17 protein-coding genes and 3 pseudogenes are annotated in these 25304 nt (G+C 61.4%); 16 read left to right on the top strand and 4 right to left on the bottom strand.

What is annotated here, in order from left to right; translation table 11 throughout:
- Nucleotides 1–64: 64 nt before the first annotated feature.
- Together ACZ89E_RS30155 and edd are read right to left on the bottom strand one after the other, a co-directional pair.
- Nucleotides 65–1018, bottom strand: a complete 954-nt coding sequence (locus ACZ89E_RS30155) for a glucokinase (RefSeq protein WP_476256952.1) — start codon at nucleotides 1016–1018, stop codon at nucleotides 65–67.
- Nucleotides 1015–2841 carry a phosphogluconate dehydratase gene (gene edd / locus ACZ89E_RS30150; RefSeq protein WP_123409258.1) on the bottom strand — a complete coding sequence of 609 codons (1827 nt, stop codon included), beginning with the start codon at nucleotides 2839–2841 and terminating at the stop codon, nucleotides 1015–1017. The genes ACZ89E_RS30155 and edd overlap by 4 nt, the downstream gene beginning before the upstream one ends.
- Before the next feature lie 220 nt (nucleotides 2842–3061).
- Here edd and gap point away from each other — a divergent pair, with 220 nt between their 5' ends.
- The 10 genes and pseudogenes from gap (at nucleotide 3062) to ACZ89E_RS30100 (ending at nucleotide 15302) form a co-directional block, all read left to right on the top strand.
- Entirely contained in the window at nucleotides 3062–4063 is a 1002-nt protein-coding gene (gene gap / locus ACZ89E_RS30145) for a type I glyceraldehyde-3-phosphate dehydrogenase (RefSeq protein ID WP_054044940.1), read from the top strand.
- Nucleotides 4064–4248: 185 nt separating this feature from the next.
- Nucleotides 4249–4776: an RNA polymerase sigma factor gene (locus tag ACZ89E_RS30140; RefSeq protein ID WP_149657860.1), complete on the top strand. Its 528-nt coding sequence runs from the start codon at nucleotides 4249–4251 to the stop codon at nucleotides 4774–4776.
- Nucleotides 4777–4881: 105 nt separating this feature from the next.
- Nucleotides 4882–5854 (top strand): annotated as a pseudogene (locus ACZ89E_RS30135) (FecR family protein).
- Nucleotides 5855–6033: 179 nt separating this feature from the next.
- On the top strand, nucleotides 6034–8598 hold the full coding sequence (locus tag ACZ89E_RS30130; protein ID WP_476256951.1) for a TonB-dependent receptor: 2565 nt from the start codon (nucleotides 6034–6036) through the stop codon (nucleotides 8596–8598).
- A gap of 116 nt (nucleotides 8599–8714) precedes the next feature.
- Nucleotides 8715–9317 carry a biliverdin-producing heme oxygenase gene (locus tag ACZ89E_RS30125; protein ID WP_463258275.1) on the top strand — a complete coding sequence of 201 codons (603 nt, stop codon included), beginning with the start codon at nucleotides 8715–8717 and terminating at the stop codon, nucleotides 9315–9317.
- Nucleotides 9318–9470: 153 nt separating this feature from the next.
- Complete coding sequence (locus tag ACZ89E_RS30120) at nucleotides 9471–9872, top strand: YbaN family protein (RefSeq protein WP_476256950.1); 402 nt, start codon at nucleotides 9471–9473, stop codon at nucleotides 9870–9872.
- 394 nt (nucleotides 9873–10266) lie between these two features.
- Nucleotides 10267–11547: pseudogene (locus ACZ89E_RS30115) on the top strand (methyl-accepting chemotaxis protein); the annotation flags it as partial.
- A 333-nt stretch (nucleotides 11548–11880) separates the two neighbouring features.
- Nucleotides 11881–12405, top strand: a pseudogene (locus tag ACZ89E_RS30110) (methyl-accepting chemotaxis protein); the annotation flags it as partial.
- A 162-nt stretch (nucleotides 12406–12567) separates the two neighbouring features.
- On the top strand, nucleotides 12568–13599 hold the full coding sequence (locus ACZ89E_RS30105) for an IS110 family RNA-guided transposase (RefSeq protein ID WP_463259842.1): 1032 nt from the start codon (nucleotides 12568–12570) through the stop codon (nucleotides 13597–13599).
- Between the two features lie 377 nt (nucleotides 13600–13976).
- Nucleotides 13977–15302: a CoA transferase gene (locus tag ACZ89E_RS30100; protein ID WP_476256949.1), complete on the top strand. Its 1326-nt coding sequence runs from the start codon at nucleotides 13977–13979 to the stop codon at nucleotides 15300–15302.
- A gap of 175 nt (nucleotides 15303–15477) precedes the next feature.
- Here the strand turns inward: ACZ89E_RS30100 and ACZ89E_RS30095 are convergent, their stop codons facing one another.
- Together ACZ89E_RS30095 and arcD (ACZ89E_RS30090) are read right to left on the bottom strand one after the other, a co-directional pair.
- A complete protein-coding gene (locus ACZ89E_RS30095) occupies nucleotides 15478–16341 on the bottom strand; it encodes a DNA-3-methyladenine glycosylase family protein (RefSeq protein ID WP_476256948.1) in 864 nt (287 codons plus the stop codon).
- A complete protein-coding gene (gene arcD, locus ACZ89E_RS30090) occupies nucleotides 16338–17765 on the bottom strand; it encodes an arginine-ornithine antiporter (RefSeq protein ID WP_149657869.1) in 1428 nt (475 codons plus the stop codon). Before arcD (ACZ89E_RS30090) ends, ACZ89E_RS30095 begins: the two co-directional genes overlap by 4 nt.
- A 412-nt stretch (nucleotides 17766–18177) precedes the next feature.
- Between arcD (ACZ89E_RS30090) and arcD (ACZ89E_RS30085) the strand changes: the two genes are divergently transcribed.
- From arcD (ACZ89E_RS30085) to ACZ89E_RS30060, 6 genes are all read left to right on the top strand, one after another.
- The gene (arcD, locus tag ACZ89E_RS30085; protein WP_476256947.1) at nucleotides 18178–19605 is read left to right on the top strand and encodes an arginine-ornithine antiporter; all 1428 of its coding nucleotides are present in this window, start codon (nucleotides 18178–18180) and stop codon (nucleotides 19603–19605) included.
- 26 nt (nucleotides 19606–19631) lie between these two features.
- Entirely contained in the window at nucleotides 19632–20888 is a 1257-nt protein-coding gene (gene arcA / locus ACZ89E_RS30080; RefSeq protein WP_149657871.1) for an arginine deiminase, read from the top strand.
- 71 nt (nucleotides 20889–20959) lie between these two features.
- A complete protein-coding gene (locus ACZ89E_RS30075) occupies nucleotides 20960–21970 on the top strand; it encodes an ornithine carbamoyltransferase (protein WP_476256946.1) in 1011 nt (336 codons plus the stop codon).
- A gap of 152 nt (nucleotides 21971–22122) precedes the next feature.
- Complete coding sequence (arcC, locus tag ACZ89E_RS30070; protein ID WP_149657872.1) at nucleotides 22123–23052, top strand: carbamate kinase; 930 nt, start codon at nucleotides 22123–22125, stop codon at nucleotides 23050–23052.
- 63 nt (nucleotides 23053–23115) lie between these two features.
- Nucleotides 23116–23472 carry a DUF5064 family protein gene (locus tag ACZ89E_RS30065; protein WP_149657873.1) on the top strand — a complete coding sequence of 119 codons (357 nt, stop codon included), beginning with the start codon at nucleotides 23116–23118 and terminating at the stop codon, nucleotides 23470–23472.
- A gap of 207 nt (nucleotides 23473–23679) precedes the next feature.
- Nucleotides 23680–25188 (top strand): sigma-54-dependent transcriptional regulator, encoded by a 1509-nt coding sequence (locus ACZ89E_RS30060; RefSeq protein ID WP_476256945.1) that lies wholly within the window; start codon nucleotides 23680–23682, stop codon nucleotides 25186–25188.
- Nucleotides 25189–25304 lie beyond the last annotated feature (116 nt).

Genomic DNA, 25304 nt, shown 5'->3' with positions numbered 1-25304 from the left:
GCTCCGCGTCCAGTGACGCGGAGCGTCACGGGCTGCATTCCCACGCAGAGCGTGGGAACGATGATTAATGTGCCTGGTCGAGCGCCACACCCGCGCCCATCAGCCCGGAATACGGCGCCGTCACCAACCACACCGGGATGCCTTTGAAGTAATCGCTCATGCAACCCTTGTCGGCGAAGCATCGGGCGAAACCGCTTTCAACAAAGAAATCGGCAAACCGCGGAATCACGCCGCCGACGATGTACACGCCGCCACGCCCACCGGTGGTCAGCACGTTGTTACCCGCCACGCGACCGAGCCAGCAGCAGAACTGCTCCAGCACTTCCAGCGCGACCGGGTCACCGGCCAAGCCTGCCGCCGTAATGGCTTCGGGGGTGTGGTACTGCGGCTCATGGCCATCCACCGCACAAATCGCCCGATAGACCCGCGGCAAGCCGCTGCCACTCAACGCGGTTTCAGCGCTGACATGCCCGATCTCGTTGAAGATGTGTTGCCACAATTGCGTCTCGCGCGGGCTGCTCAGCGGCAGATCGACGTGACCGCCCTCCCCCGGCAACGCGGCAAACCGGCCTTCGCCCAGATCGAGCAAAGTGCCGACGCCCAGGCCTGTGCCAGGGCCGATCACCACCGCCGGGCGCAACGGTTCCGGCGTGCCTGCGCAGACCACCCGAAACTCGTCCGGCTGCAAACGGGTCATGCCCAGGGCCATGGCCGAGAAATCGTTGACCAGCAGCAGTCGATCCACTTGCAAGGTCTGGCAGAACGCCTGGCGGCTCAGGCGCCAATGGTTGTTGGTGAACTTGAATTCGTCGCCGCTCACGGGACCGGCCACCGACAGGCACACCGAACCGATGTCGCCCGGCTTCAGCCCCAAGCCGCTGAGGTAGACGCCAATGGCCTCCTCCGGGCTGGCGTGATCCGCTGTCGCCAGCACCTGGATCGACTCCAGCTGCTGGTTTTTCCACAACGCGAAACGTGCGTTGGTCCCACCGATGTCACCGACCAAAGCCAGTTTCAATTAAGCGTCTCCAGGGCAGAAGTGAAGGCGCTGGCGCCCTGCTCTGCGGAGCTGAAGGCCATGCGCATGAAACCAAACAGCTCGCGCCCGCTGCCGATGTTGTTACCCAACAAACCCTTGGCCGGGGTGCGCGCTGCGAATTCTTCGGCGTCCACCTTAAGCTCCAGGGTGCCTTTGACGCCATCGACGCGGATGATATCGCCCTCTTGCACCCGCGCCAAAGCGCCGCCCACAAATGCTTCGGGGCTGACGTGGATCGCCGCCGGGATTTTTCCCGAGGCGCCGGACATCCGCCCGTCGGTCACCAGCGCGACTTTGAAGCCGCGATCCTGCAGCACGCCGAGGAACGGCGTCATCTTGTGCAGTTCCGGCATGCCGTTGGAACGCGGGCCCTGGAAGCGCATCACCGCGACAAAATCCTTCTCCAGCAGACCGGCCTTGAACGCATCGGCCAGGTCCTGCTGATCCTGGAACACCATGGCCGGTGCTTCGACAATCTGGTTTTCCAACGCCACGGCCGAGACTTTCATCACGCCGCGCCCGAGGTTGCCTTCCATCACCCGCAAACCGCCCTCTTGGGAGAACGCGCGGGCCACCGGACGCAGGATGGTTTCGTCGAGGCTCTCGATCGGGCCTTCGCGCCAGACCAGTTCGCCGTTATCGAGAAACGGTTCCACGGTGTAGCGGCTCAGGCCATGACCGAGCACGGTGTTGACGTTTTCGTGGAGCAGCCCGGCTTCCAGCAGTTCGCGGATCAGGAACGACATGCCGCCGGCAGCCTGGAAGTGGTTGATGTCGGCCTTGCCGTTCGGGTAGACGTGGCTCAGGGTCGGCACGACTTCGGAGAGGTCGGCCATGTCCTGCCAGGTCAGTTGAATGCCCGCCGCCATGGCGATGGCCGGCATGTGCAAGGTGTGGTTGGTCGAGCCGCCGGTGGCGTGCAGCGCCACGATGGAGTTGACCAGCGAGCGCTCGTCGACGATTTCGCCGATCGGCATGAAGTCGCCGTTCTGCTTGGTCAGGCGCGTGACCTGATGCGCAGCCTCGCGGGTCAGGGCCTCGCGCAACGGGGTGTTCGGGTTGACGAAAGACGCGCCCGGCAAGTGCAAGCCCATGACTTCCATCAGCAGCTGGTTGGTGTTGGCGGTGCCGTAGAAGGTGCAGGTGCCAGGGCTGTGGTAGGAATTCATTTCCGATTCCAGCAGCTCTTCGCGGCTGGCCTTGCCTTCGGCGTAGCGCTGGCGCACATCGGCTTTCTGCTTGTTGGAAATGCCCGAGACCATCGGCCCGCCCGGCACAAAGATCGTCGGCAGATGACCGAAACGCAGCGCGCCCATCATCAGGCCCGGCACGATCTTGTCGCAGATGCCGAGCATCAGCGCGCCGTCGAACATGTTATGGGACAGCGCCACGGCGGTGGACATCGCGATCACTTCACGGCTCGGCAGGCTCAGTTCCATGCCGGGCTCGCCCTGGGTCACGCCATCGCACATGGCCGGCGTGCCGCCAGCGAACTGGCCGACCGAGCCAATTTCACGCAGGGCTTTTTTGATTTGTTCAGGGAAGACTTCGTACGGCTGATGCGCCGAGAGCATGTCGTTATATGAAGAAACAATTGCGATGTTCGCGGAGTTCATCATCCGCAGGCTGTTCTTGTCGTCGGTGCCGCAACCGGCCACGCCATGGGCGAAGTTGGCGCATTGCAGCTTGCCGCGCATCGGACCGTCAGTGGCGGCGCCGCGAATCAGCGCAAGGTAAGCCTCACGAGTAGCTCGGCTACGGGCGATAAGTCGTTCGGTGACCTCAAGGACGCGGGGATGCATGTGTAGAACTCCAGGCTAACGGATGTGGCGACCTGATTGTCTATGCTGATCAAGGGCCGTTGTCGATGGGGTGACGGGCGGCTTTCTTGATCGATCGGACCAGTTGATTCAGGTCACTCGTTGTAGATTGAACAAAATATTGCCATTAAAAAGGCTTGTTTTCTATTTTTATGCGAATAATCTTGTAATTCCAACAACAAATCGACGGCGACCCAGTTAAATGACTCTTCGAATCGCAATCAATGGTTTTGGCCGTATTGGCCGTAATGTCCTGCGCGCACTGTATACCCAAGGCTACCGCCAGGATTTGCAGATCGTCGCGATCAATGACCTGGGTGACAGCTCGATCAACGCTCATCTGCTCAAGTACGACACCGTTCACGGCACTTTCGACGCCGATGTCCAGCACGATAACGAAAGCCTGACCGTCAACGGCGACCGCATTTCGGTCAGCGCGATTCGCAACCCGGCCGAACTGCCATGGGCGGCCGAAAAAATCGACGTGGTCTTCGAATGCACCGGTCTGTTCACCGACCGGGCCAAAGCCGCCGCGCATATTACGGCCGGCGCACGCAAGGTGATCATCTCGGCCCCGGCCAAAGGCGCCGACGCCACCGTCGTTTATGGTGTTAACCACGACATTCTGCGCCAGTCGCACCAGATTATTTCCAACGCCTCGTGCACCACCAACTGCCTGGCCCCGGTGGCCCAGGTGCTGCACCGCGAGTTGGGCATCGAAAGCGGTCTGATGACCACGATCCATGCCTACACCAACGACCAGAACCTGACCGACGTCTACCACACCGACCCGTACCGCGCCCGTTCGGCCACCCAGAACATGATCCCGAGCAAGACCGGCGCCGCTGAAGCGGTCGGTCTGGTACTGCCGGAACTGGCGGGCAAGCTGACTGGCATGGCGGTGCGGGTTCCGGTGATCAACGTGTCGCTGGTGGACCTGACCGTGCAGCTCAAGCGCGAAGCGTCGGCCGATGAAGTGAATGCGCTGCTCAAAGAAGCCGCGCAGCACTCCAAGATCCTCGGCTACAACACCCTGCCGCTGGTCTCCAGCGACTTCAACCACAACCCGCTGTCGTCGATCTTTGACGCCAACCACACCAAGTCCAGCGGCAAGCTGCTCAAGGTTCTGGCCTGGTACGACAACGAATGGGGCTTCTCCAACCGCATGCTGGATAACTGCCTGGCGCTCTGCAACGCCGAGTAACCCCGCAATACCTGTAGGCGCGAGGCTTGCCCGCGAAGGCGGTGTGTCAGTGATCAACGTGCCTGACACACCGCTTTCGCGGGCAAGCCTCGCTCCTACAGTTTCTCTACGCCTACAAATCAACACTTGACCACCCAGGTGGATGATAAGCATTATCATTCGCTCGAAATGGATCAGGTCCTCCCGTGAGTCAATCGCGTTTCAATCACGTCTTCATCGCCCAGCGGGTTTCCCTGCTGCGCACGCTGGAGCGGATGGTCAACAATCACAGCACCGCCGAAGACCTGCTGCAGGAAACCTACCTGCGCGTGACCCGGGCGCTCAGTGAGCGGGCCATCGATCACCTCGAACCCTTCGTCTTCCAGACCGCCCGCAACCTGGCGCTGGATCATTTGCGTGCGCGGCGCATCCAGTCGCGGACCATGCTCGATGACGTTCCGCTGGACGTGGTGGAAAGCATCGCCGCCCCCGCCAGCAGCGCCGAGGACGCCGCCCATGCCGAACAATTGCTGGAGCGTTTGAACGTGAGCCTCGGTGAACTCAGCAACCGTCAGCAACAGATCTTTATCCTCAGCCGCTTGCATGGGCACAGCTACCTGGAGATTTCCGAGAAGCTCGGCGTGTCGTTGAGCACCGTGCAAAAGGAGCTGAAACTGATCATGGCGATCTGCATCGGTGTTGCAGAAAGGCACAGCAACAGCAGCAAGCTATAAGCTGCAAGCTGCAAGCGACAAGCTAAACTCCAAACCGAGCTTGCAGCTTGCGGCTTGAAGCTTGAAGCTTGAAACTTCTCCACCCGCTGTTTCCGAGGAAACCCCGTGACGGACACCCACCGCTCCTCAGCGCCTTCCCCGGCGCGGGACCCTGCAAACGCGATGGACCAGGCTTTGGACTGGTTGATCGTCATGGGCAGTCCGAGCGAAGAACAAACCCGACAATTCCACGATTGGCTCGCAGCCGATCCGTTGCATGCCGAAGCGTTCGCCAAGGCCCAAGCGATCTGGGACGGGCCGTTAGTCACCCAATGCGCGCAAACCCTCGCCGCTCAACCACCGAAAATCACCGTGCTGTCGCGCCTGCGTCCGCACTGGAAACCCCTGGCCACGGCGGCGGTGTTGATTCTTGGTCTGTTCAGTTTCAGCAACCTGCCGATGCGCCTGCAGGCCGATCACCTGACCGTGGTCGGCGAGCGCCAGCGTCTGCAACTGGAGGACGGTTCCAAAGTCCTGCTCAATACCAACTCGGCGTTTTCCAGCACCATCAACGATCAGCAGCGAGTGGCCCGTTTGTATCAGGGAGAGGCGTTTTTCGAGGTGCCGGCCAATCGCGGCCAGGCCCTGGAAATCGACGTCGGCCCGGTCAAGGCCAGCGTGCGCGATACCGCGTTTGCCGTGCGTTACCTCGACGGCGTGGCGCAGGTTCGGGTGCAACGCGGCGATGTGGATTTGCGCGCCACCCGTGACGATGCACGGGTGCGGCTTACCGCTGGCGAAAGCATCCGCATCGGTCCCAACGGTTTCGACCGCCCGGCCAAACTCGATGCCGCCACCGACCTGGCGTGGATCCAGGGCCGCCTGGTGTTCGAGAACTGCCCGATGAGCCAGGTGCTGGCGGAGCTGCGCCGCTACTACCCGGGCTGGATCATCAACAACAACGAACAGTTGGCCGACGTTGCCGACTGCCGTCACTGGCAATTACCGGCTCGACCAACCGTTGGACGTGGTGCGTTCCCTTGCTCACATCACCTCGGCCCGGCTTCAGGAATTTCCCGCGCTGGTGATCTTGAACTAGGGGGCGTTCTCAATTAGTTTCCCCGCGGTGGGGAAACTAATTGAGAACGCCCCCTAGATGAGAATTATTTTTACTCGATAGCTGAAGCTCGTTCGTCTCGTTATAGCCAATGCAATTGATTCGCATCTAAAAATGCCAATCTGCACCTATAAAGATTCGTGCGACACGGAGCGCTATCGATGTCCTCTCGCCATACCCGCCAGTCCTCTTCACCTTCCCGCGTGCTGTCGCTGTTGACCGCCGCCATCCTCATGGCCGGCGCCGCGCCGCTGATGGCAGCCACTGCCGCCGAGCAGCCAAGCCGCAACATGGGTGATTATTCGTTCGCCATTGCACAGCAGTCGCTGGTCTCGGCCCTGAATGCCTTTACCAGCGTGACCGGCTGGCAGGTCGGTTTGCCGGCCGAACTGGCTGAAGGTGTGTCTTCGCCGGGTGTGCGCGGTTCCTTGCCGCCGGACAAAGCCCTGGATCGCCTGTTGGTGGGGACCAACCTGGGCTATCGCAAACTGGGCAATAACAACATCGTGCTGGAGAAACGCAGCAGCAGCGGCGCCCTCAACCTGCAACAGGTGACCATCAGCGCCACCCGCCAGGAACAGAGCATCGACAGCGTGCCAGCCACCGTCACCGTGCAGACCCGCGAAGAACTGGACCGCAACAACGTCAACACCATCAAGGATCTGGTGCGCTACGAACCGGGTGTTTCCGTAGGCGGTGCCGGCCAGCGCGCCGGGCTGACCGGCTACAACATCCGTGGCATCGACGGCGACCGCGTGCTGACGCAAGTCGACGGCGTGCAAGTGCCCGACAGTTTCTTCAACGGCCCGTACGCCCAGACCAACCGCAACTACGTCGACCCGGAGATCGTCAAACGCGTCGAAATCCTTCGAGGCCCGGCGTCGGTGCTCTACGGCAGCAACGCCATCGGCGGCGCCGTCAGCTACTACACCCTCGACCCGGACGACATCATCAAGCCCGGCAAGGATGTCGGTGCCCGTTTGAAAACCGGCTACAGCTCGGCCGATGACAGTTGGCTGACCTCCGGCACCGTCGCCGGCCGCACCGGCGACTTCGACGGCTTGCTGCACCTGAGCCAGCGCAATGGCCATGAAACCGAGTCCTACGGCGAACACGGCGGCACCGGCCTGAACCGCACCGAGGCCAACCCCGAAGACGTGCGCACCACCAACGTGCTGGCCAAGCTCGGTTGGAACTACGCCGACGACGCACGCCTGGGCCTGACCTACGAGAAATACAAAGATGACCGCGACACCAATCAGCTGAGCGCCGTCGGTGGTCCGTTCAACGCTGGACGCGGTTTTGGTTTCTACAAATCCCGCACCGGCAACGACACGGTCAGCCGCGAACGCTTCGGCCTGGAGCACAGCTTTGGCCTGGATAGCGCTTTGGTTGACAACATCAAGTGGTCGCTGAACTACCAGATCGCCAAGACCGACCAGAGCACCGAAGAAATCTACGCGCCATCGCGCACCGTGCTGCGTGAACGCAACACCAACTACAAGGATCGCCAATGGGTGTTCGATGCCCAGGCTGACAAGTCCTTCGCCATTGCCGACACCGATCACACCGTCACTTACGGCACCACCATCAAGCAGGACAAAGTCACCGGCCTGCGTACCGGCACCGGCACCTGCCTGACCGTGGCCGGCGCCTGCCGGGTGATCGGTGCGCCAAGCGCCGCCGATACCCTGAAACCGGCCAGCGACTTCCCGGACCCGACCATCAACAGCTACAGCCTGTTCGCCCAGGATCAGATCAGCTGGGGCAACTGGACCTTCCTGCCGGGCGCGCGTTACGACTACACGCAACTCAAACCGCACATCACCGACGAGTTCCTGGCCACCGCCGACCAGAGCGGCAACGGCGTGGTCAGCGACAAGACCAAAACCTGGCATCGTCTGTCGCCGAAATTCGGCACCACCTACAGCTTCAACGATAACTACACCTGGTACGGCCAGTACGCTGAAGGCTTCCGCACGCCGACTGCCAAGGCTCTCTATGGTCGCTTCGAAAACCTGGCCGGTGGTTATCAGGTCGCGCCGAATCCGGACCTCGACCCGGAAAAGAGCAAGAGCTATGAAACCGGCCTGCGTGGCCAGTTCGAAGCGGGCAGCTTCGATGTGGCGGTGTTCTACAACAAATACCGCGACTTCATCGACGAGAATGCGATCACTCCGGGCTACACCGAGACCACGTTCCAGAGCAACAACATCAAGCACGCCACCATCAAGGGCCTGGAGCTCAAGGGTCGCCTGAACCTCGACACCTTCGGCGCCCCGACCGGCCTCTACAGCCAAGGCTCGGCGTCATACCTGTATGGCCGCAACGATGACAACGGCCAGCCGCTGAACAGCATCAACCCGCTGACCGGCGTGTTTGGCCTCGGTTACGACCGGGACAACTACGGCGCGCTGTTGAGCTGGACGCTGGTCAAGCGCAAGGACCGCGTCGACAGCACCAGTTTCAAGACCCCGGACGGCACCAGCACCCAGTTCAAGACCCCGGGTTATGGCGTGCTCGACCTGGCCGGTTTCTACAAGGTCACGGACGACGTGACGGTCAACGCCGGCCTGTACAACCTGACCGACAAGAAATACTGGCAGTGGGATGACGTGCGCGGCTACGACAGCGTCGGCGAAGCCTCGGTCACGCAACCGGCCAACCTCGATCGCCTGACCCAGCCGGGTCGCAACTTCGCGATCAACCTGGTCTGGGATATCTGACCCTGAACACCTCGCTGCGACACATTTGTTAAAGCGTCGCGGTGAGGTTTTTTTACGCTCGGGCATCTTCTTGTTCGTCTCGTTACCAAGCGCCTCTTTTTTCTCAAGGACTCCTCATGACCTCCCCGGACACTGCTCAACGCCCCGCCCTGCGTTCGCAACGTTTGAACCAGATCACCCACGAGCCGCACACCAAGCTCGATGCCTTGGTCAAGGCCCACGCGCCGTTCGAAACCCAGGCCAACTTCGCCCGGTTCGTGGTGGCGCAGTATTTGTTCCAGTCGGAACTGGTGTCGCTATACAACGACGCCGAGCTGACCGCCATCGTCCCGGACCTGCCGGCACGCTGCCGTGCTGACGCAGCCAAGGCTGACCTGACGGATCTGGACACTGAAGTTCCGGCGCCGGTGGCTGGCGCGGTGAAAAACCCAAGCAAAGCTGCAGCCCTGGGTTGGTTGTTCGTTTCTGAAGGCTCGAAACTGGGCGCAGCGTTTTTGATCAAGCGCGCCGTTGGCCTGGGCTTGAGCGAAACCTTCGGCGCCCGTCACCTGGGTGAGCCGGCCGGTGGTCGCGCGCAGGGCTGGAAAAGCTTCGTCAAAACCCTCGACTCGCTGGAATTCAGTGCGCAGGAAGAAGTTGAAATCGAGCAAGCGGCGGTCGATGCGTTCAACCGCTTCACCGTGCTGCTGGAACAGGCCTACACCCCGGAACTCGCCTGATAACACACCCCTTGTAGGAGCGAGCGGTGCGGCGATCCGACTTGCCCGCGAAGGCGGTGTGTCAGTCGACATCAATAGCGCCTGATACACCGCTTTCGCGGGCAAGTCGGATCGCCGCACCGCTCGCTCCTAAAAGGTATAAACGTCGACCTTATGACCCGCAATCACCCCGCCTCCTCCAAACTCACCCGATTCCTGTTCGGCCTGCTGGCCTACGTCAGCCTGGGCATCGGCCTGATCGCGATTGTCGTGCCGGGCCTGCCGACCACCGAGTTCATCCTCCTCGCCGCCTGGGCCGCGACCAAAAGTTCGCCGCGCCTGAGTGCCTGGCTGGAAAACCATCGGCTGTTCGGGCCGATCCTGTGCAACTGGCGCAACGGCAAAATCATCGCCCGCCGGGCCAAGGTCAGCGCCACGGTCAGCATGTTGCTATGCGCGGTGTTGATGCTGGTGATGCTGGAGCATGGCTGGCCGATTTACCTGGCGATTGCCGGTATGAGTCTGGGCAATCTGTGGATCTGGTCGCGACCGGAATCCACACCGCAACCTTCCTGACCCACACCAAGCCCCTGTTGTGACACTTATTGTGGCGAGGGGGCTTGCCCCCGTTGGGCTGCGAAGCGGCCCCAAAACCCGCCAGCTCATTATTTCTGTTGTACCGAGTTGCCGGATTGGCGACTGCTTCGCAGTCGAGCGGGAGCAAGCTCCCTCGCCACAGTTAGCGCCCTCACCACCAAGCTCCCTCACCATAAATCACCGGAAATCTCCTGAATCCCAGCCCATTTCAGGGGATTGTCCTGCGCAAACGTTCACCTGATACCGTTCGTCTGCTTGTCCCTCATGCAAGCCCGGCCCACGCCGATGTGCATTAAATGGCGCTGAATGGACTTGGCAAGCGGGACCACTCCCGTCTCTTGGCCAACACCTCATCCATTTGCGAGTTCGCCCTATGTTCGACTCTCTGTCCATCCGCCTGAAAATCGTCCTGTTATCCGGTCTGTGCCTGCTCGGCGTCGTCGCGCTGATCGTCGGCATGAACTTCTACCAGACCAACCAGAACGACGAGCTGGTCAACGCCTCCAGCAGCAAAATGCTCACCGGCAGTGTGCAGAACCTGCTGCAGGCCAAAGCCGCCGAGCAAGCGGCGCGGGTACAGAAGACCTTCGGTGAAAGTCTGACGGTGGTCACGGCCCTGGCCGATCAGATCAAGGACATGCGCACCATGGCTGCCAGGCGTTCACTGGACGCCGGCGCCCTGCGCGAAGAGTTGAACCAGAGCCTGAAAACCGCTTTCGAGCGCAACAGCAAGGTGCTGGGGATCTGGCTGGCGTTCGAGCCTAATGGCCTGGACGGCAAGGACAGCGAGTTCGCCAATGACGCGGCGCGCCAGTCCAACGAATCCGGGCGTTTCGCCAGTTACTGGAGCCGCGCGGGCGGGGCCGGGCTCAATACGATCATGGTCGAAGACGACATGACCAAAACCACCCTGAGCCTCAGCGGCACGCCGTACAACAGCTGGTACACCTGCCCTCGCGACAACAAGCGCACGTGCTTGCTGGACCCGTATGCCGACACCGTCGGTGGCAAGGAAATGCTGATGACCACCATTTCCGTGCCGCTGCTGGTGGACGGCAAGGCCATCGGCGTGGTCGGCGTGGACATTGCCCTCGACGCGCTGCAAGCAGCAGCCGTGGATTCCCAGCGTGACCTGTTCAACGGCGCCGGCCATATGCTGATCGTCTCCGGCAGCGGTGTGCTCGCCGGTTACAGCGTCGACGCCGGCAAAGTCGGTAAAAGCATCGGCGACACCCTGGGCGCCGACGGCAAGGAAGTCCTGCAATTGCTCGGCAGCGGCACGCCGAAGATTCTCGAACAAGGTGAGCTGATCCGCGCGGTGTACCCGGTCAGCCCGATCAGCGATTCGAAAGCCTGGGGCGTGGTGATCGACTTGCCCAAACAAGTGCTGCTGGCCGACTCGGTGAAGCTGCAAGCGGTGCTCGATGACGCGCAACAAAGCGGCACCATCAAGGCCTTGCTGGTGGCCATCGCGGCCGGCCTGGTCGGTTTGCTGCTGATCTGGCTCACCGCGTCCGGCGTGACCCGGCCGATCAACAGCGTGGCCGAAATGCTCAAGGCCATTGCCAGCGGCGACGGCGACCTGACCCAACGCCTGCACTACAGCAAGAAAGACGAACTCGGTGAACTGGTGAGCTGGTTCAACCGTTTCCTCGACAAACTGCAACCGACCATCGCCCAGATCAAACAAAGCATTACCGACGCCCGTGGCACCGCCGACCAGTCTTCGGAAATCGCCCGCCAGACCAGCGAAGGCATGCAGGTGCAATTCCGCGAAATCGACCAGGTCGCCACCGCGTCCAACGAAATGAGCGCCACCGCCCACGACGTGGCCAACAGCGCGTCGAACGCCGCGAACGCGGCCAAGGGTGCCGACCAGTCGGCGCGCGATGGCATGCAGATCATCGAGCGCAGTACCCGGGACATCAATCTGCTGGCCGACGAAGTCAGCAAGGCAGTGACCGAAGTCGAAGCCCTCGCGGTGAACAGCGAGCAGATCGGTTCGGTGCTGGAAGTGATCCGCAGCATCGCCGAACAGACCAACCTGCTGGCCCTCAACGCCGCGATTGAAGCGGCCCGCGCCGGGGAAAGCGGCCGTGGTTTTGCGGTGGTGGCCGATGAGGTGCGCAACCTCGCCAAGCGCACTCAGGATTCGGTGGAAGAAATCCGCCTCGTCATTGAACGCATCCAGACCGCGACTCGCGGTGTGGTCGCGACCATGCATTCGAGCCAGACCCAGGCCCACAGCAACGCCGGGCAGATCCAGCAAGCCGTCCAGGCCCTGGGCAAGATCAGCGACGCGGTCACGGTGATCAGCGACATGAACCTGCAAATCGCCAGCGCCGCCGAACAGCAAAGCGCCGTGGCCGAAGAGGTCAACCGCAACGTCTCGGCGATTCGTACCGTCACTGAAACCCTGACCGGGCAGGCTACCGAATCGGCGCAGATCAGCAGCCAGCTCAATGCCCTGGCGACTCACCAGATGAAATTGATGGATCAGTTCCGGGTTTAAAACCCCCGCCCCCCTGCTTGATCGTTCCCACGCTCCGCGTGGGAATGCAGCCCGGGACGCTCCGCGTCCCAGAAGCAATGGGATGGACTCCTCCTCACTTCGGCATCTTGAGTGCCAGACTGAAAGTGCGAACCACAGTCAACGGTGAGAAGGAGTCCACACATGAAGCTTATGCGAATTGGGGTCGACCTGGCCAAGAACGTGTTTCAGATCCACGGCGTGGATTGTCATGAGCTACCCGTCTGGCGGCAGCGTTTATCGCGCGATCGCTGGCTGCAAACGGTGCTGGAAAAGATCGAACCCGGCTGTGAGATCGGCATGGAAAGTTGCGGTGGTGCGCACCATTGGGCGCGGCAACTACAAGCACGCGGATTTCGGGTGAAGCTGATCGCGCCGCAGTTCGTCAAACCGTACGTCAAGAGCAACAAGAACGACGCCAACGATGCCGAGGCGATCTGCGAAGCCATGAGCCGCCCCAGCATGCGCTTCGTCGCCGTCAAGACCATCGAACAACAGGATATTCAGGCGACGCATCGCATCCGGGCCGGCTTAATCGAACAGCGCACGGCCAAAGCCAATCAGATTCGTGGGCTGATCGCCGAGTACGGCCTCGTTGCGCCGAAGGAATTACTGATGCTGCGTCGCGCAATACCTTGCTGGCTGGAAGATGCAGATAACGGTTTGACGGCACGCTTTCGTCGTCTGCTGAATGGCTTGTGGGACGACCTACGCGCACTTGACGAGCGCGTGAGCGAACTCAATGGCGAGATATCTGCAATCGCGGCAAGTGAACCAACGGCCGTCCGCTTGCAGCAGTTACGCGGTGTAGGCCCAATGATCGCTACCGCGCTCATCGCCGCTATCGGTGATGCCCGCCAGTTTGCCAATGGCCGACAATTGGCGGCCTCACTAGGGCTGACACCCAGACAACACAGTTCTGGCGGAAAGGACCGATTACTTGGCATAAGCAAACGAGGAGATGCCTATTTGCGAACGTTGATGGTCCATGGTGCTCGATCAGCACTGCGCACGGCCAAATCCAAAGACGACCGGCTCAGCCAGTGGGCCGTCCGTTTGGCCGAGCGATCACATCCCAATGTGGCCGCTATCGCGCTGGCCAACAAAACTGCACGCATGGCTTGGGCAATGCTGCGCAATGACACTGATTACCAACCGGACAGGGCCGCAGCCTGACCCACAGACTTAAACGCCAACGAGTAAAAACTGCCTACCACGATTGCGAAGCAACCCTAACGATGGCAAACCGGTCGAACCGGCGTCGGCAAACCCCTCAAGCGTCCAAGTGCGCGAAGCACGTAGAAGCGATTGGGAGCCGGCGCGCGAATAGCCCATCATGGCCCTGCATCGAAACGATGCTGTATCCAGAGGCCGAATATACGTGTGCAGTCGGCACGGGCGCCAAAGCGAAGGAAGCTTCCCAACGAGGAGGAGTCCATATACGGACGCAGAGCGTCCATAGATGCATTCCCACGCAGAGCGTGGGAACGATCATCCTCTGGCCTGTCATCTAATTTGATCTATGATCGATCCCTCGTTCCGGAGGGCCTTCGATGACTGATTTACTCACGTCCATTCAAGCCGCACTCGGCTTGCCGCACACCCCGATCCCATTCACGTCGAGCGGCGCCCTGCCCTCGGCGTTTGCCGTCACCGACCTGGCTTGCGCCAGCATTGCCGCTGCCGGCCAGGCAGTCAGCGAATGGCTGCAGCAACACACCGGTCGCTTGCCCGGCCTTGAAGTCGACCGGCGTCTCGCCTCGTTCTGGTTCGCCACCTCGATCCGCCCCGTGGGCTGGAGCGTGCCGCCGCTGTGGGACCCGGTCGCCGGTGACTACGCGACGAAGGACGGCTGGATCCGCCTGCACACCAACGCCCCGCATCACCGCGCCGCCGCTGAAAACGTGCTCGGTACCTGTGCCGACCGCGCAGCGATGGCAAGTCAGGTGGCGAAGTGGGCCAAGACTGATCTGGAGCAGGCCGTGGTCGAGGCCGGTGGCTGCGCCGCCGAGATGCGCAGTTGGGCGCAATGGCAGGCTCATCCTCAGGGGATTGCGGTAAACGCCGAGCCGTTGATTCAGTTCAGCGCCAAGGGCAACGCCAAACCGTGGCAAGGCTCGGTGGCGCGACCGCTGGCCGGGATCAAGGTGCTGGATTTGACGCGTGTCCTCGCCGGCCCCGTCGCCAGCCGCTTCCTCGCCGGCCTCGGCGCCGACGTCTTGCGTATCGATCCGCCGACCTGGAATGAACCGGGCGTGGTGCCGGAAGTCACCCTCGGCAAACGCTGCGCGCGCCTGGATCTGCACGACAAGGCTGATCGCGCGGTGTTCGAAAGCCTGCTCAAGGACGCCGACATCCTGCTCCACGGCTACCGCGCCGATGCCCTGGAACGTCTGGGGTACGGGCTTGCCGAACGTCAACGCCTGGCCCCAGGCCTGATCGATGTCAGCCTCAACGCCTACGGCTGGAGCGGCCCGTGGCAGAACCGCCGGGGTTTCGACAGCCTGGTGCAGATGAGCAGCGGGATTGCCGAAGCCGGGATGCAGTGGAAGAAAGCGGACAAGCCGACGCCGTTGCCGGTGCAGGCGCTGGATCACGCGACCGGGTATTTGATGGCGGCAGCAGCGATCAAGTTGTTGGGACAGGGCGGATCGGCGCGGTTGTCGTTGGCGCGGACGGCGAAGTTGTTGATTGAGCAGGGCGCCGGGACGGATGAAGCGTTGCGGGCCGAGGATGAGCATGATCAGGGGCTGTTGGTCGAGCAGACACCTTGGGGGCCGGCGCATCGGTTGCATGTGCCACTGAAAATCACCGGGACGCCGTTGCAATGGGCCATTGCGGCCTCGGAATTGGGTTCCCATCGGGCGCAGTGGTGGTGACCTGATCGTTCCCACGCTCTGCGTGGGCATGCGGCCCGGGACGCTCCGCATCCCATTGGAACGCGGAGCGTCCCTTGAGGCATTCCCACGCAGGAGCGTGGGAACGATCATCACGCCGATCGCCTGTAGGAGCAAAGCTTGCTCGCGATGAGGCCCGTCCAGTCGCCACACCCCCTCAGTCAACCCGACTCAGCGATGTCCAAAGCACCTGCGCCGCATACCCCCGAAACGGCCGCCACACCTGCGCCCGCTGCAACAACTCCCGCGCCGTCACCGGCCCGCCTTCCAGCGCTGCCAACGCATTGATCAACCCCACATCGCCGCTTGGAAACCCATCCATATCCCGCAACTGCCGCAACGCAATGTACTGCGCCGTCCAGTCGCCAATCCCGTGCAACGCCAGTAACCGCGCCACGCCACCTTCGCGCCCCGGCTCAAACAACAACGGATCATCGAGCAACGCCTGGGCCACGCCAGACAGCGTCCGCCCACGGCTTTTCGGCAGGCCCAATCTCGCCAGGTCCGCCGCCGCCAACACCCCGGCCTCAGGAAACACATGGGTCAGTCCCGACAGCGGGGAACGCAACGGCGCGCCGTAGTGCGCCACCAGTTTCCCCGCCAACTTGATCGCTGCCACCACCGTAATCTGCTGCCCCAACACCGCGCGAATCGCCAACTCCAAGCCATCCCACGCCCCCGGCACCCGCAGCCCTGGACGCTCGGCCATCAAGCGCTTCATCAACGGATCTGTCGCCAAGTGCCGGTGAATCGAAGGCAGGTCCGCATCCAGATCAAACATCCGCCGCAACCGCGCCACGATCTCGGGCACGGCGGTGGAGTCAGGAAAATCCAGCGTCACCTCCAGCGCATCGGCGCCCGCCGGTTTGATCGAAAACGTGCCGTGCACACCGTTCAAACCGATGCTGCGCGAGTACACGCCATTGACCACCGTCTCCATCCCGGTAATCGCCCGCGCCGACAAAAACCCGAGCATCGCCGCCCAGTCATAGGGTGGCTGATACGCCAGCAACACCCTCACAACGCCAGCAACCCGCTGTACAACCCATACGCCGCCAGCCCCGCCACGCCGACAACACAGGTGAAGATCCCCTTCTCGACATGCGTAAACAAGGGCTGCCCCTGCTCACGTTTGGCCTTGGCAAACAGAATCACCCCTGGGGCATACAGCAGCGCTGACAACAGCAAATACTTGACCCCGCTGGCATACAACAACCACACCGCATAACTCAGGGCGATACCGCCGATCAGCAGGTCTTTGGTGCGCTCGGCCGAGGCGTGTTCGTAGGTTTCGCCGCGCCCGCTCAACAGCACCGCGTAGGCCGCCGACCACAGGTACGGCACCAGGATCATCGACGAGGCGAGGTAGATCAGGCTGGTGTAAGTCCCGGCAGAGACCAGCGTGATCAACAGGAAAATCTGGATCATCACGTTGGTCAGCCACAACGCATTGATCGGCACATGGTTGGCGTTTTCCTTGGTCAGGAACGCCGGCATGGTCTTGTCTTTCGCCGTGGCGAAGAGGATTTCGGCGCAGAGCAACGCCCACGACAACAAGGCCCCGAGCAGCGAAACCGCGAGGCCGATGCTGATCAGCAACGCGCCCCAGGGGCCGACGATATGTTCCAGCACCGCCGCCAGCGACGGGTTCTGCAGGGTGGCCAATTCGGGTTGGCTCATGATTCCCAGCGACAGCACATTCACCAGCACCAGCAGCGCCAGCACCCCGAGGAAGCCGATCACCGTGGCCCGGCCGACATCCGCACGCTTCTCGGCCCGGGCCGAGTAAACACTGGCGCCTTCGATGCCGATAAACACGAACACCGTCACCAGCATCATGTTGCGCACCTGGTCCATCACCCCGCCGAAGCTCGGGTTGCTCTGCCCCCAGATGTCCCGGGTGAAAATATCAGCCTTGAACGCTACGGCAGCAATGACGATGAACATGATCAGCGGCACGATTTTGGCCACGGCAGTCAGTTGATTGATGAACGCCGCCTCTTTGATACCGCGCATCACCAGAAAATGCACCGACCACAGCAACACCGAGGCGCAGCCAATGGCGATCGGCGTGTTGCCTTGGCCAAAGATCGGGAAAAAATAACCGAGGGTGCTGAACAGCAACACGAAGTAACCGACGCTGCCCATCCAGGCGCTGATCCAGTACCCCCACGCCGAGGAAAACCCCATGTAGTCGCCGAACCCGGCCTTGGCGTAGGCGTACACCCCGGAATCCAGTTCCGGTTTGCGATTGGCCAGGGTCTGGAACACGAACGCCAGGGTCAGCATGCCCACGGCGGTGATCGCCCAACCGATCAGGATCGCCCCGGCATCGGCCCGGGCTGCCATGTTTTGCGGCAGGGAAAAAATCCCGCCACCGATCATCGACCCCACCACCAGGGCGATCAACGCGCTCAGACGCAGCTTTTGTGTCGGTTGCGACATTCCTGAAACTCCGCTGGTCTCGATGTTTTAACTAAATAGATAAAGCGCAATAACGTTTAATAATTAACGCCCCTTGACGTCTTTTATTTATAACCGATCAATCTATGACATCGGCGTATAGCAGTTTTGTGCGTCAGTCGTAATAAATCAATTCTGTGCTGAAAACAGACGTCAAAAGTTGCTAATTCGTAAAAACGAACTAACTTCAAAAACTCAACGCGATACGCGTTATGCCTGCCCCGTCTCCGGAAGCCTCTGAACCGGGCTTTTCCAGCAATACAGTTATGCACGCGAAAAGTTCATAAGTCTTTCATTAACAATGGAATGTGCCCATGCACTGATCTATGTCAGCTGATTGAACAGTTAACAGATTTAATCTGTTGTCTCTCTTCTCCTGCATTGGAGTCATGCAATGTCTGCAACCCCCGGAAAACTAAGACTCGGCGCACTGGTCGCGCTGGTTGTCGGCTCAATGATTGGTGGCGGGATCTTCTCTTTGCCGCAAAACATGGCCGCCAGTGCCGACGTCGGCGCGGTGTTGATCGGTTGGGCGATTACGGCGGTGGGCATGCTGACCCTCGCGTTCGTCTTTCAAACCCTGGCCAATCGCAAGCCGAACCTGGACGGCGGGGTCTACGCCTACGCCAAGGCCGGTTTCGGCGACTACATGGGTTTCTCGTCGGCCTGGGGTTACTGGATCAGTGCCTGGCTGGGCAACGTCGGTTACTTCGTGTTGCTGTTCAGCACCCTCGGTTATTTCTTCCCGGTCTTCGGTGAAGGCAATACCGTTGCTGCGGTGATCGGCGCCTCGGCGCTGCTCTGGGCCGTGCACTTCCTGGTATTGCGCGGGATCAAAGAAGCGGCGTTCATCAACCTGGTGACCACCGTCGCCAAGGTCGTGCCGCTGCTGCTGTTTGTGCTGATTGCGGTCTTCGCCTTCAAACTGGACATCTTCACCGCCGACATCTGGGGCACGAAAAACACCAGCCTGGGCAGTGTGATGAACCAGGTGCGCAACATGATGCTGGTCACCGTCTGGGTGTTCATCGGCATCGAAGGCGCGAGCATCTTCTCGGCCCGGGCGGAAAAACGCAGCGACGTCGGCAAAGCCACCGTGATCGGCTTCATCACCGTGCTGTTGTTTCTGGTGCTGGTGAACGTGTTGTCGCTGGGGATCATGACCCAACCGGAACTGGCCAAGTTGCAGAACCCGTCGATGGCGGCGGTGCTGGAACACGTGGTCGGCCATTGGGGCGCGGTGCTGATCAGCGTCGGCCTGATTATCTCGTTGCTCGGTGCGCTGCTGTCGTGGGTGCTGCTGTGTGCGGAGATCATGTTCGCCGCCGCCAAAGACCACACCATGCCGGCGTTCCTGCGCAAGGAAAACGCCAACCACGTGCCGGTCAACGCGCTGTGGCTGACCAACGCGATGGTGCAGATATTCCTGATCATCACGCTGTTTTCGGCCAGCACTTACCTGTCGCTGATCTACCTCGCCACTTCGATGATCCTGGTGCCGTACCTGTGGTCGGCAGCCTATGCGCTGCTGCTGGCGGTGCGTGGCGAAACCTATGAAAAAGCCCTGGCCGAACGCAAGAAAGACCTGCTCATCGCGGGCATCGCGGTGATCTACGCGGTCTGGTTGCTGTACGCCGGCGGCATCAAATACCTGCTGCTCTCCGCGTTGCTCTACGCCCCCGGCGCGATCCTGTTCGCCAAGGCCAAGATCGAAGTGGGCAAACCGGTTTTCACCAACGTCGAGAAGCTGATTTTCGCCGCCGTCGTCATCGGCGCCCTGATCGCGGCTTACGGACTGTATGCCGGCTTCCTGACTCTGTAATCGTTCCAATCTGGAGGATCACTGTAATGACCACGGAAAAAGTGAAGTACGGCGTACATTCCGAAGCCGGCAAACTGCGCAAAGTCATGGTTTGCTCCCCAGGCCTGGCCCACCAGCGGCTGACCCCGAACAACTGCGACGAACTGCTGTTCGACGACGTGCTGTGGGTCGCCCAGGCCAAGCGTGACCATTTCGATTTCGTCACCAAGATGCGTGAACGCAATGTCGACGTGCTGGAAATGCACAACCTGCTGACCGACATCGTCGCGATCCCGGAAGCGCTGGACTGGATTCTGGAACGCAAGATCACCGCCAACTCGGTCGGCCTCGGTCTGGTTAATGAAGTGGGTTCGTGGCTGCGTAGCCTGGAGCCGCGCAAGATCGCCGAGTTCCTGATCGGCGGCGTGTCTGCCGATGATCTGCCGAACAGTTTCGGTGGCAAGACCATCGAAATGTTCCGCGACTTCCTCGGCCACTCCAGCTTCATTCTGCCGCCGCTGCCCAACACCCAGTTCACCCGCGACACCACCTGCTGGATCTTCGGTGGCGTGACCCTGAACCCGATGTACTGGCCGGCGCGCCGCCAGGAAACCCTGCTGGCCAGCGCCATCTACAAATTCCACCCCGAGTTCACCAACGCCGACTTCCAGGTCTGGTACGGCGACCCGGATCAGGAACACGGCAACGCCACGCTCGAAGGCGGCGACGTGATGCCGCTCGGCAACGGCGTGGTCTTGATCGGCATGGGCGAACGCTCGTCTCGCCAGGCCATCGGCCAACTGGCGCTGAACCTGTTCAAGCACAACGCCGTGGAGCGGGTGATCGTTGCCGGCCTGCCGAAGTCCCGCGCAGCGATGCACCTGGACACCGTGTTCAGCTTCTGCGACCGCGACCTCGTGACCATCTTCCCGGAAGTGGTCAACCAGATCGTCGCCTTCACCCTGCGCCCTGACGACAGCAAACCGGGCGGCATCGACATCCGCCGCGAAGAAACCAACTTCCTCGACACCGTGGCCGCTGCCCTCAATCTCAAGACACTGCGCGTGGTGGAAACCGGCGGCAACAGCTTCGCCGCCGAGCGCGAGCAATGGGATGACGGCAACAACGTGGTGGCCCTGGAGCCCGGCGTGGTGATCGGTTACGACCGCAACACCTACACCAACACCTTGCTGCGCAAGGCTGGCGTGGAAGTCATCACCATCAGCGCCGGCGAACTCGGACGCGGCCGTGGCGGCGGCCACTGCATGACCTGCCCGATCATTCGCGACCCTATCGACTATTAATTCGTATGGCCTGCTTCGCGCTTATAAAGCGTGGAGCCGGCGGATAACCGAAACCCAAGGAGATCCAAGTCATGGCTTTTAACATGCGCAACCGCAGCCTGCTGAGCTTGATGCACCACACCACTCGCGAGCTCAACTACCTGATCGACCTGTCCCGTGACCTCAAACGCGCCAAGTACACCGGCACCGAACGAGCGCACCTCAAAGGCAAGAACATCGCGCTGATCTTCGAAAAAACCTCGACCCGCACCCGTTGCGCGTTCGAAGTCGCGGCCCATGACCAAGGCGCCCACGTCACCTACATCGACCCGGTGTCGTCGCAGATCGGCCATAAAGAAAGCATGAGAGACACCGCCCGCGTGCTGGGGCGGATGTTCGACGCCATCGAGTACCGTGGTTTCGAACAGGAAATCGTCGAAGAGCTGGCCAAGTTTGCCGGCGTGCCGGTGTTCAACGGCCTGACCGCTGAATTCCACCCGACGCAAATGATCGCCGACACCCTGACCATGCGCGAGCACAGCGACAAGCCGCTGCATGAAATCAGCTACGCGTACCTTGGCGATGCGCGCTACAACATGGGCAACTCGTTGCTGATGATCGGCGCCAAACTGGGCATGGACGTGCGCATTGGTGCACCGAAAGCGCTGTGGCCGCATCAGGATTTCATCGACCAGTGCCAAGCCTTCGCTATCGAGAGCGGCGCACGCATCACCATCACCGAAGACCCGAAAGAAGCGGTCAAGGGCGTGGACTTCATCCACACCGACATCTGGGTGTCGATGGGTGAACCGGTGGAAGCGTGGGACGAGCGCATCGAGCAACTGCTGCCGTACCAGGTCAACACCGCGATGATGAAAGCCTCGGGCAACCCGCGCGTGAAGTTCATGCACTGCCTGCCGGCGTTCCACAACAGTGAAACCAAGGTCGGCAAGGACATCGCCGCACGTTATCCGCACCTGGCCAATGGCGTTGAGGTGACTGAAGAAGTCTTCGAATCGCCAGCCAACATCGCCTTCGAGCAAGCGGAAAACCGCATGCACACGATCAAGGCGATATTGGTGTCGGCGTTGGCGGATATCTAAGGACCGACGCGCTGCTCGTTCCCACGGTCCCCGTGGGAATGCAGCCCGGGACGCTCCGCGTCCCCTGTGACGCAGAGCGTCACCGGATGCATTCCCGCGCAGCGTGGGAACGATCATCGTGTTGCTCGCCCCCTCTTTGAAAGGACTGCATTATGCGTATCGTCGTTGCCCTGGGTGGTAACGCCCTGCTCCGCCGTGGTGAACCCATGACCGCGGACAATCAACGCGCCAACATCCGCGTCGCCACCGAACAGATCGCCAGAATCTACCCCGGCAACCAACTGGTCATCGCCCACGGCAATGGCCCGCAAGTCGGCCTGCTGTCGTTGCAAGCGGCGGCCTACACCTCGGTTTCGCCTTACCCGCTGGACGTGCTCGGTGCCGAAACCGAAGGCATGATCGGCTACATCATCGAACAGGAACTGGGCAACCTGCTGGACTTCGAAGTGCCGTTCGCCACCCTGCTGACCCAGGTTGAAGTCGACGCCAAGGACCCTGCGTTCCAGAACCCGACCAAACCCATCGGCCCGGTCTACGCGAAAGCCGAAGCGGAAAAACTCGCCGCCGAGAAAGGCTGGGCAATCGCCCCGGACGGCGACAAATATCGCCGTGTGGTGGCCAGCCCACGGCCGAAACGCATCTTCGAAATCCGCCCGATCAAGTGGTTGCTGGACAAGGGCAGCATCGTGATCTGCGCTGGCGGTGGCGGCATTCCGACGATGTACGGCGCCAGCGGCAAGCTTGAAGGCGTGGAAGCGGTGATCGACAAGGACCTGTGCTCGGCGCTGCTGGCCGAACAGCTGGAAAGTGATTTATTGGTGATCGCCACCGACGTCAACGCCGCGTTCATCGACTTCGGCAAACCGACCCAGAAAGCCATCGCCCAGGCCCACCCCGACGCCATGGAAAAACTCGGCTTCGCCGCCGGCTCCATGGGACCGAAGGTCCAGGCTGCCTGCGAGTTCGCCCGCCATACTGGCAAAGTCGCGGTCATCGGTTCACTCTCGGACATCGAAGCGATCGTCCAGGGCACAGCCGGCACCCGCATCAGCACGGCGACGCCCGGCATTACTTACCGCTGAAAAGAAACTCCGCGGCAGGCCCGGGGTCTGCCGTTCTCCAATGCCTTCGAAGGAGAGATGTTTATGGCTACGTTCGAACCCGGTCACTTGCATATCGAGCGCCACGCACTGAATGACGACGATGTCAGCTACAACCTGTGCATTGACTATGAAGTCACCCAGGATCCGGAAAAAGGCATGCAGTTCACCATGCACGGCAACATCCTGGGCAAGGACATGGAAGAGTCATTTTTCCTGCCCAAGGATCAGGCCTATAACTTTGCCAGCAACGTGACGAAAATCGCCGAGAAATACGGGGTTCCCAAGACCCACAGCGGCATTGGCTCGGTGCACAAGCATTACGATGCGATGTTTGAAGACGTGCGGGTGCAACTGGATATGAAATCCGGTGATCCGGTGAACCCCGAACACCTCGAATAACCCCCGAATCCTGTCGCTGATCGTTCCCACGCTCTGCGTGGGAATGCCGCAACGGACGCTCCGCGTTCGGCTCTGAAGGGACGCGGAGCGTCCCGGGCTGCATTCCTTTGCTGCGCGTGGGAACGATCATCCGCCCGGGATTTCACCTAACCCCCTCCGCCAAGGCATACTTGCCACCCTCCGCACGTCAGAACCAAAAACCGCCCCATGCGTATCCACGTCAGCTTCATCGACCGCGTCGGCATTACCCAGGAAGTCCTGGCCTTGCTCGGTGGGCGCAATCTCAATCTGGATGCGGTGGAAATGGTCCCGCCCAACGTCTACATCGACGCCCCGACCCTGAGTGCGGAAGTCCTCGACGAACTGCGCGATGCGTTGCTCAGCGTGCGCGGCGTGCAGGCGATGACGGTGGTCGACATCCTGCCCGGCCAACGCCGGCACTTGCAGCTCGACGCCTTGCTCGCGGCCATGACCGACCCGGTGCTGGCCCTCGACAGCGCCGGCAAGGTGCTGCTGGCCAACCCTGCGTTGATCGCCCTGTACGGTCGCGAACCGGCAGGAGAAAGCATCGCCGACTTGTTTGCCGATCCAGCCTTGCTCGATACCTTGCTGGAAAACGGCTTCCGCCTGCCGCTGCGGGAAATCACCGTCAACGGCCAGACCTTGCTGCTGGACGCCACGCCGATCACCGACGCCGGCGCCTTGCTGACCCTGTACCAACCGAACCGTATCGGCGAACGCCTGTCGGCCCTGCACCACGACCACGCCGAAGGTTTCGATGCGTTGCTCGGCGAATCCCCGGCCATCCGCACGCTCAAGGCTCGCGCTCAACGTGTGGCCGCCCTCGATGCGCCGCTGTTGATCCAGGGCGAAACCGGCACCGGCAAAGAACTGGTGGCCCGGGCCTGCCATGCCATCAGTGCGCGGCACAGTGCGCCGTTCCTGGCGTTGAACTGCGCGGCATTGCCGGAGAACCTCGCCGAAAGCGAACTGTTCGGCTACGCCCCCGGCGCTTTCACAGGCGCGCAACGGGGCGGTAAACCGGGGCTGATGGAACTGGCGAACCAGGGCACGGTGTTTCTCGATGAGATTGGCGAGATGTCGCCGTACTTGCAGGCGAAGTTGCTGCGATTCTTGAACGACGGCAGCTTCCGTCGGGTCGGCGGTGATCGCGAGGTGAAGGTCAACGTGCGCATCCTCAGCGCCACCCACCGCGACCTGGAAAAAATGGTCAGCGAAGGCACCTTCCGCGAAGACCTGTTCTACCGCCTCAACGTCCTCAACGTCGAAGTCCCGCCCCTGCGCGAACGCGGCCAGGACATTCTGCTGCTGGCCCGCTACTTCATGCAGCAGGCCTGCGCGCAGATCCAGCGCCCGGTCTGTCGCCTTGCGCCGGGCACCTATCCGGCGCTGCTGGGCAACCGCTGGCCGGGCAACGTGCGGCAATTGCAGAACGTGATCTTCCGCGCCGCGGCGATTTGCGAGAGCAGCCTGGTGGACATCGGCGACCTCGACATCGCCGGCACCTCGGTGGCGCGCCAAAGCGACAGCGAAGTGGATAGCCTCGAACAGGCCATGGAAGAGTTCGAGAAAACCCTGCTGGAAAAACTCTACGTCAGCTACCCCTCGACCCGGCAACTGGCGAGCAGACTGCAAACCTCCCACACCGCGATCGCCCACCGGTTGCGCAAGTACGGCATTCCCAACAAGCCCTGAGACTTGATCGTTCCCACGCTCTGCGTCACTAGTGTCCGGTAAAAAACGAAGGGGGAGCGTGCTCCCCCTGCTGTTGGCGGCTGTCAGTCATAATCGGAGTTTTCAGACTCGATTTT

This window comes from Pseudomonas sp. TE3899 (genome assembly GCF_056279105.1).
Note: the sequence above shows the minus strand (reverse complement) of the source record. Positions and strands in the feature narration are given on the sequence as shown.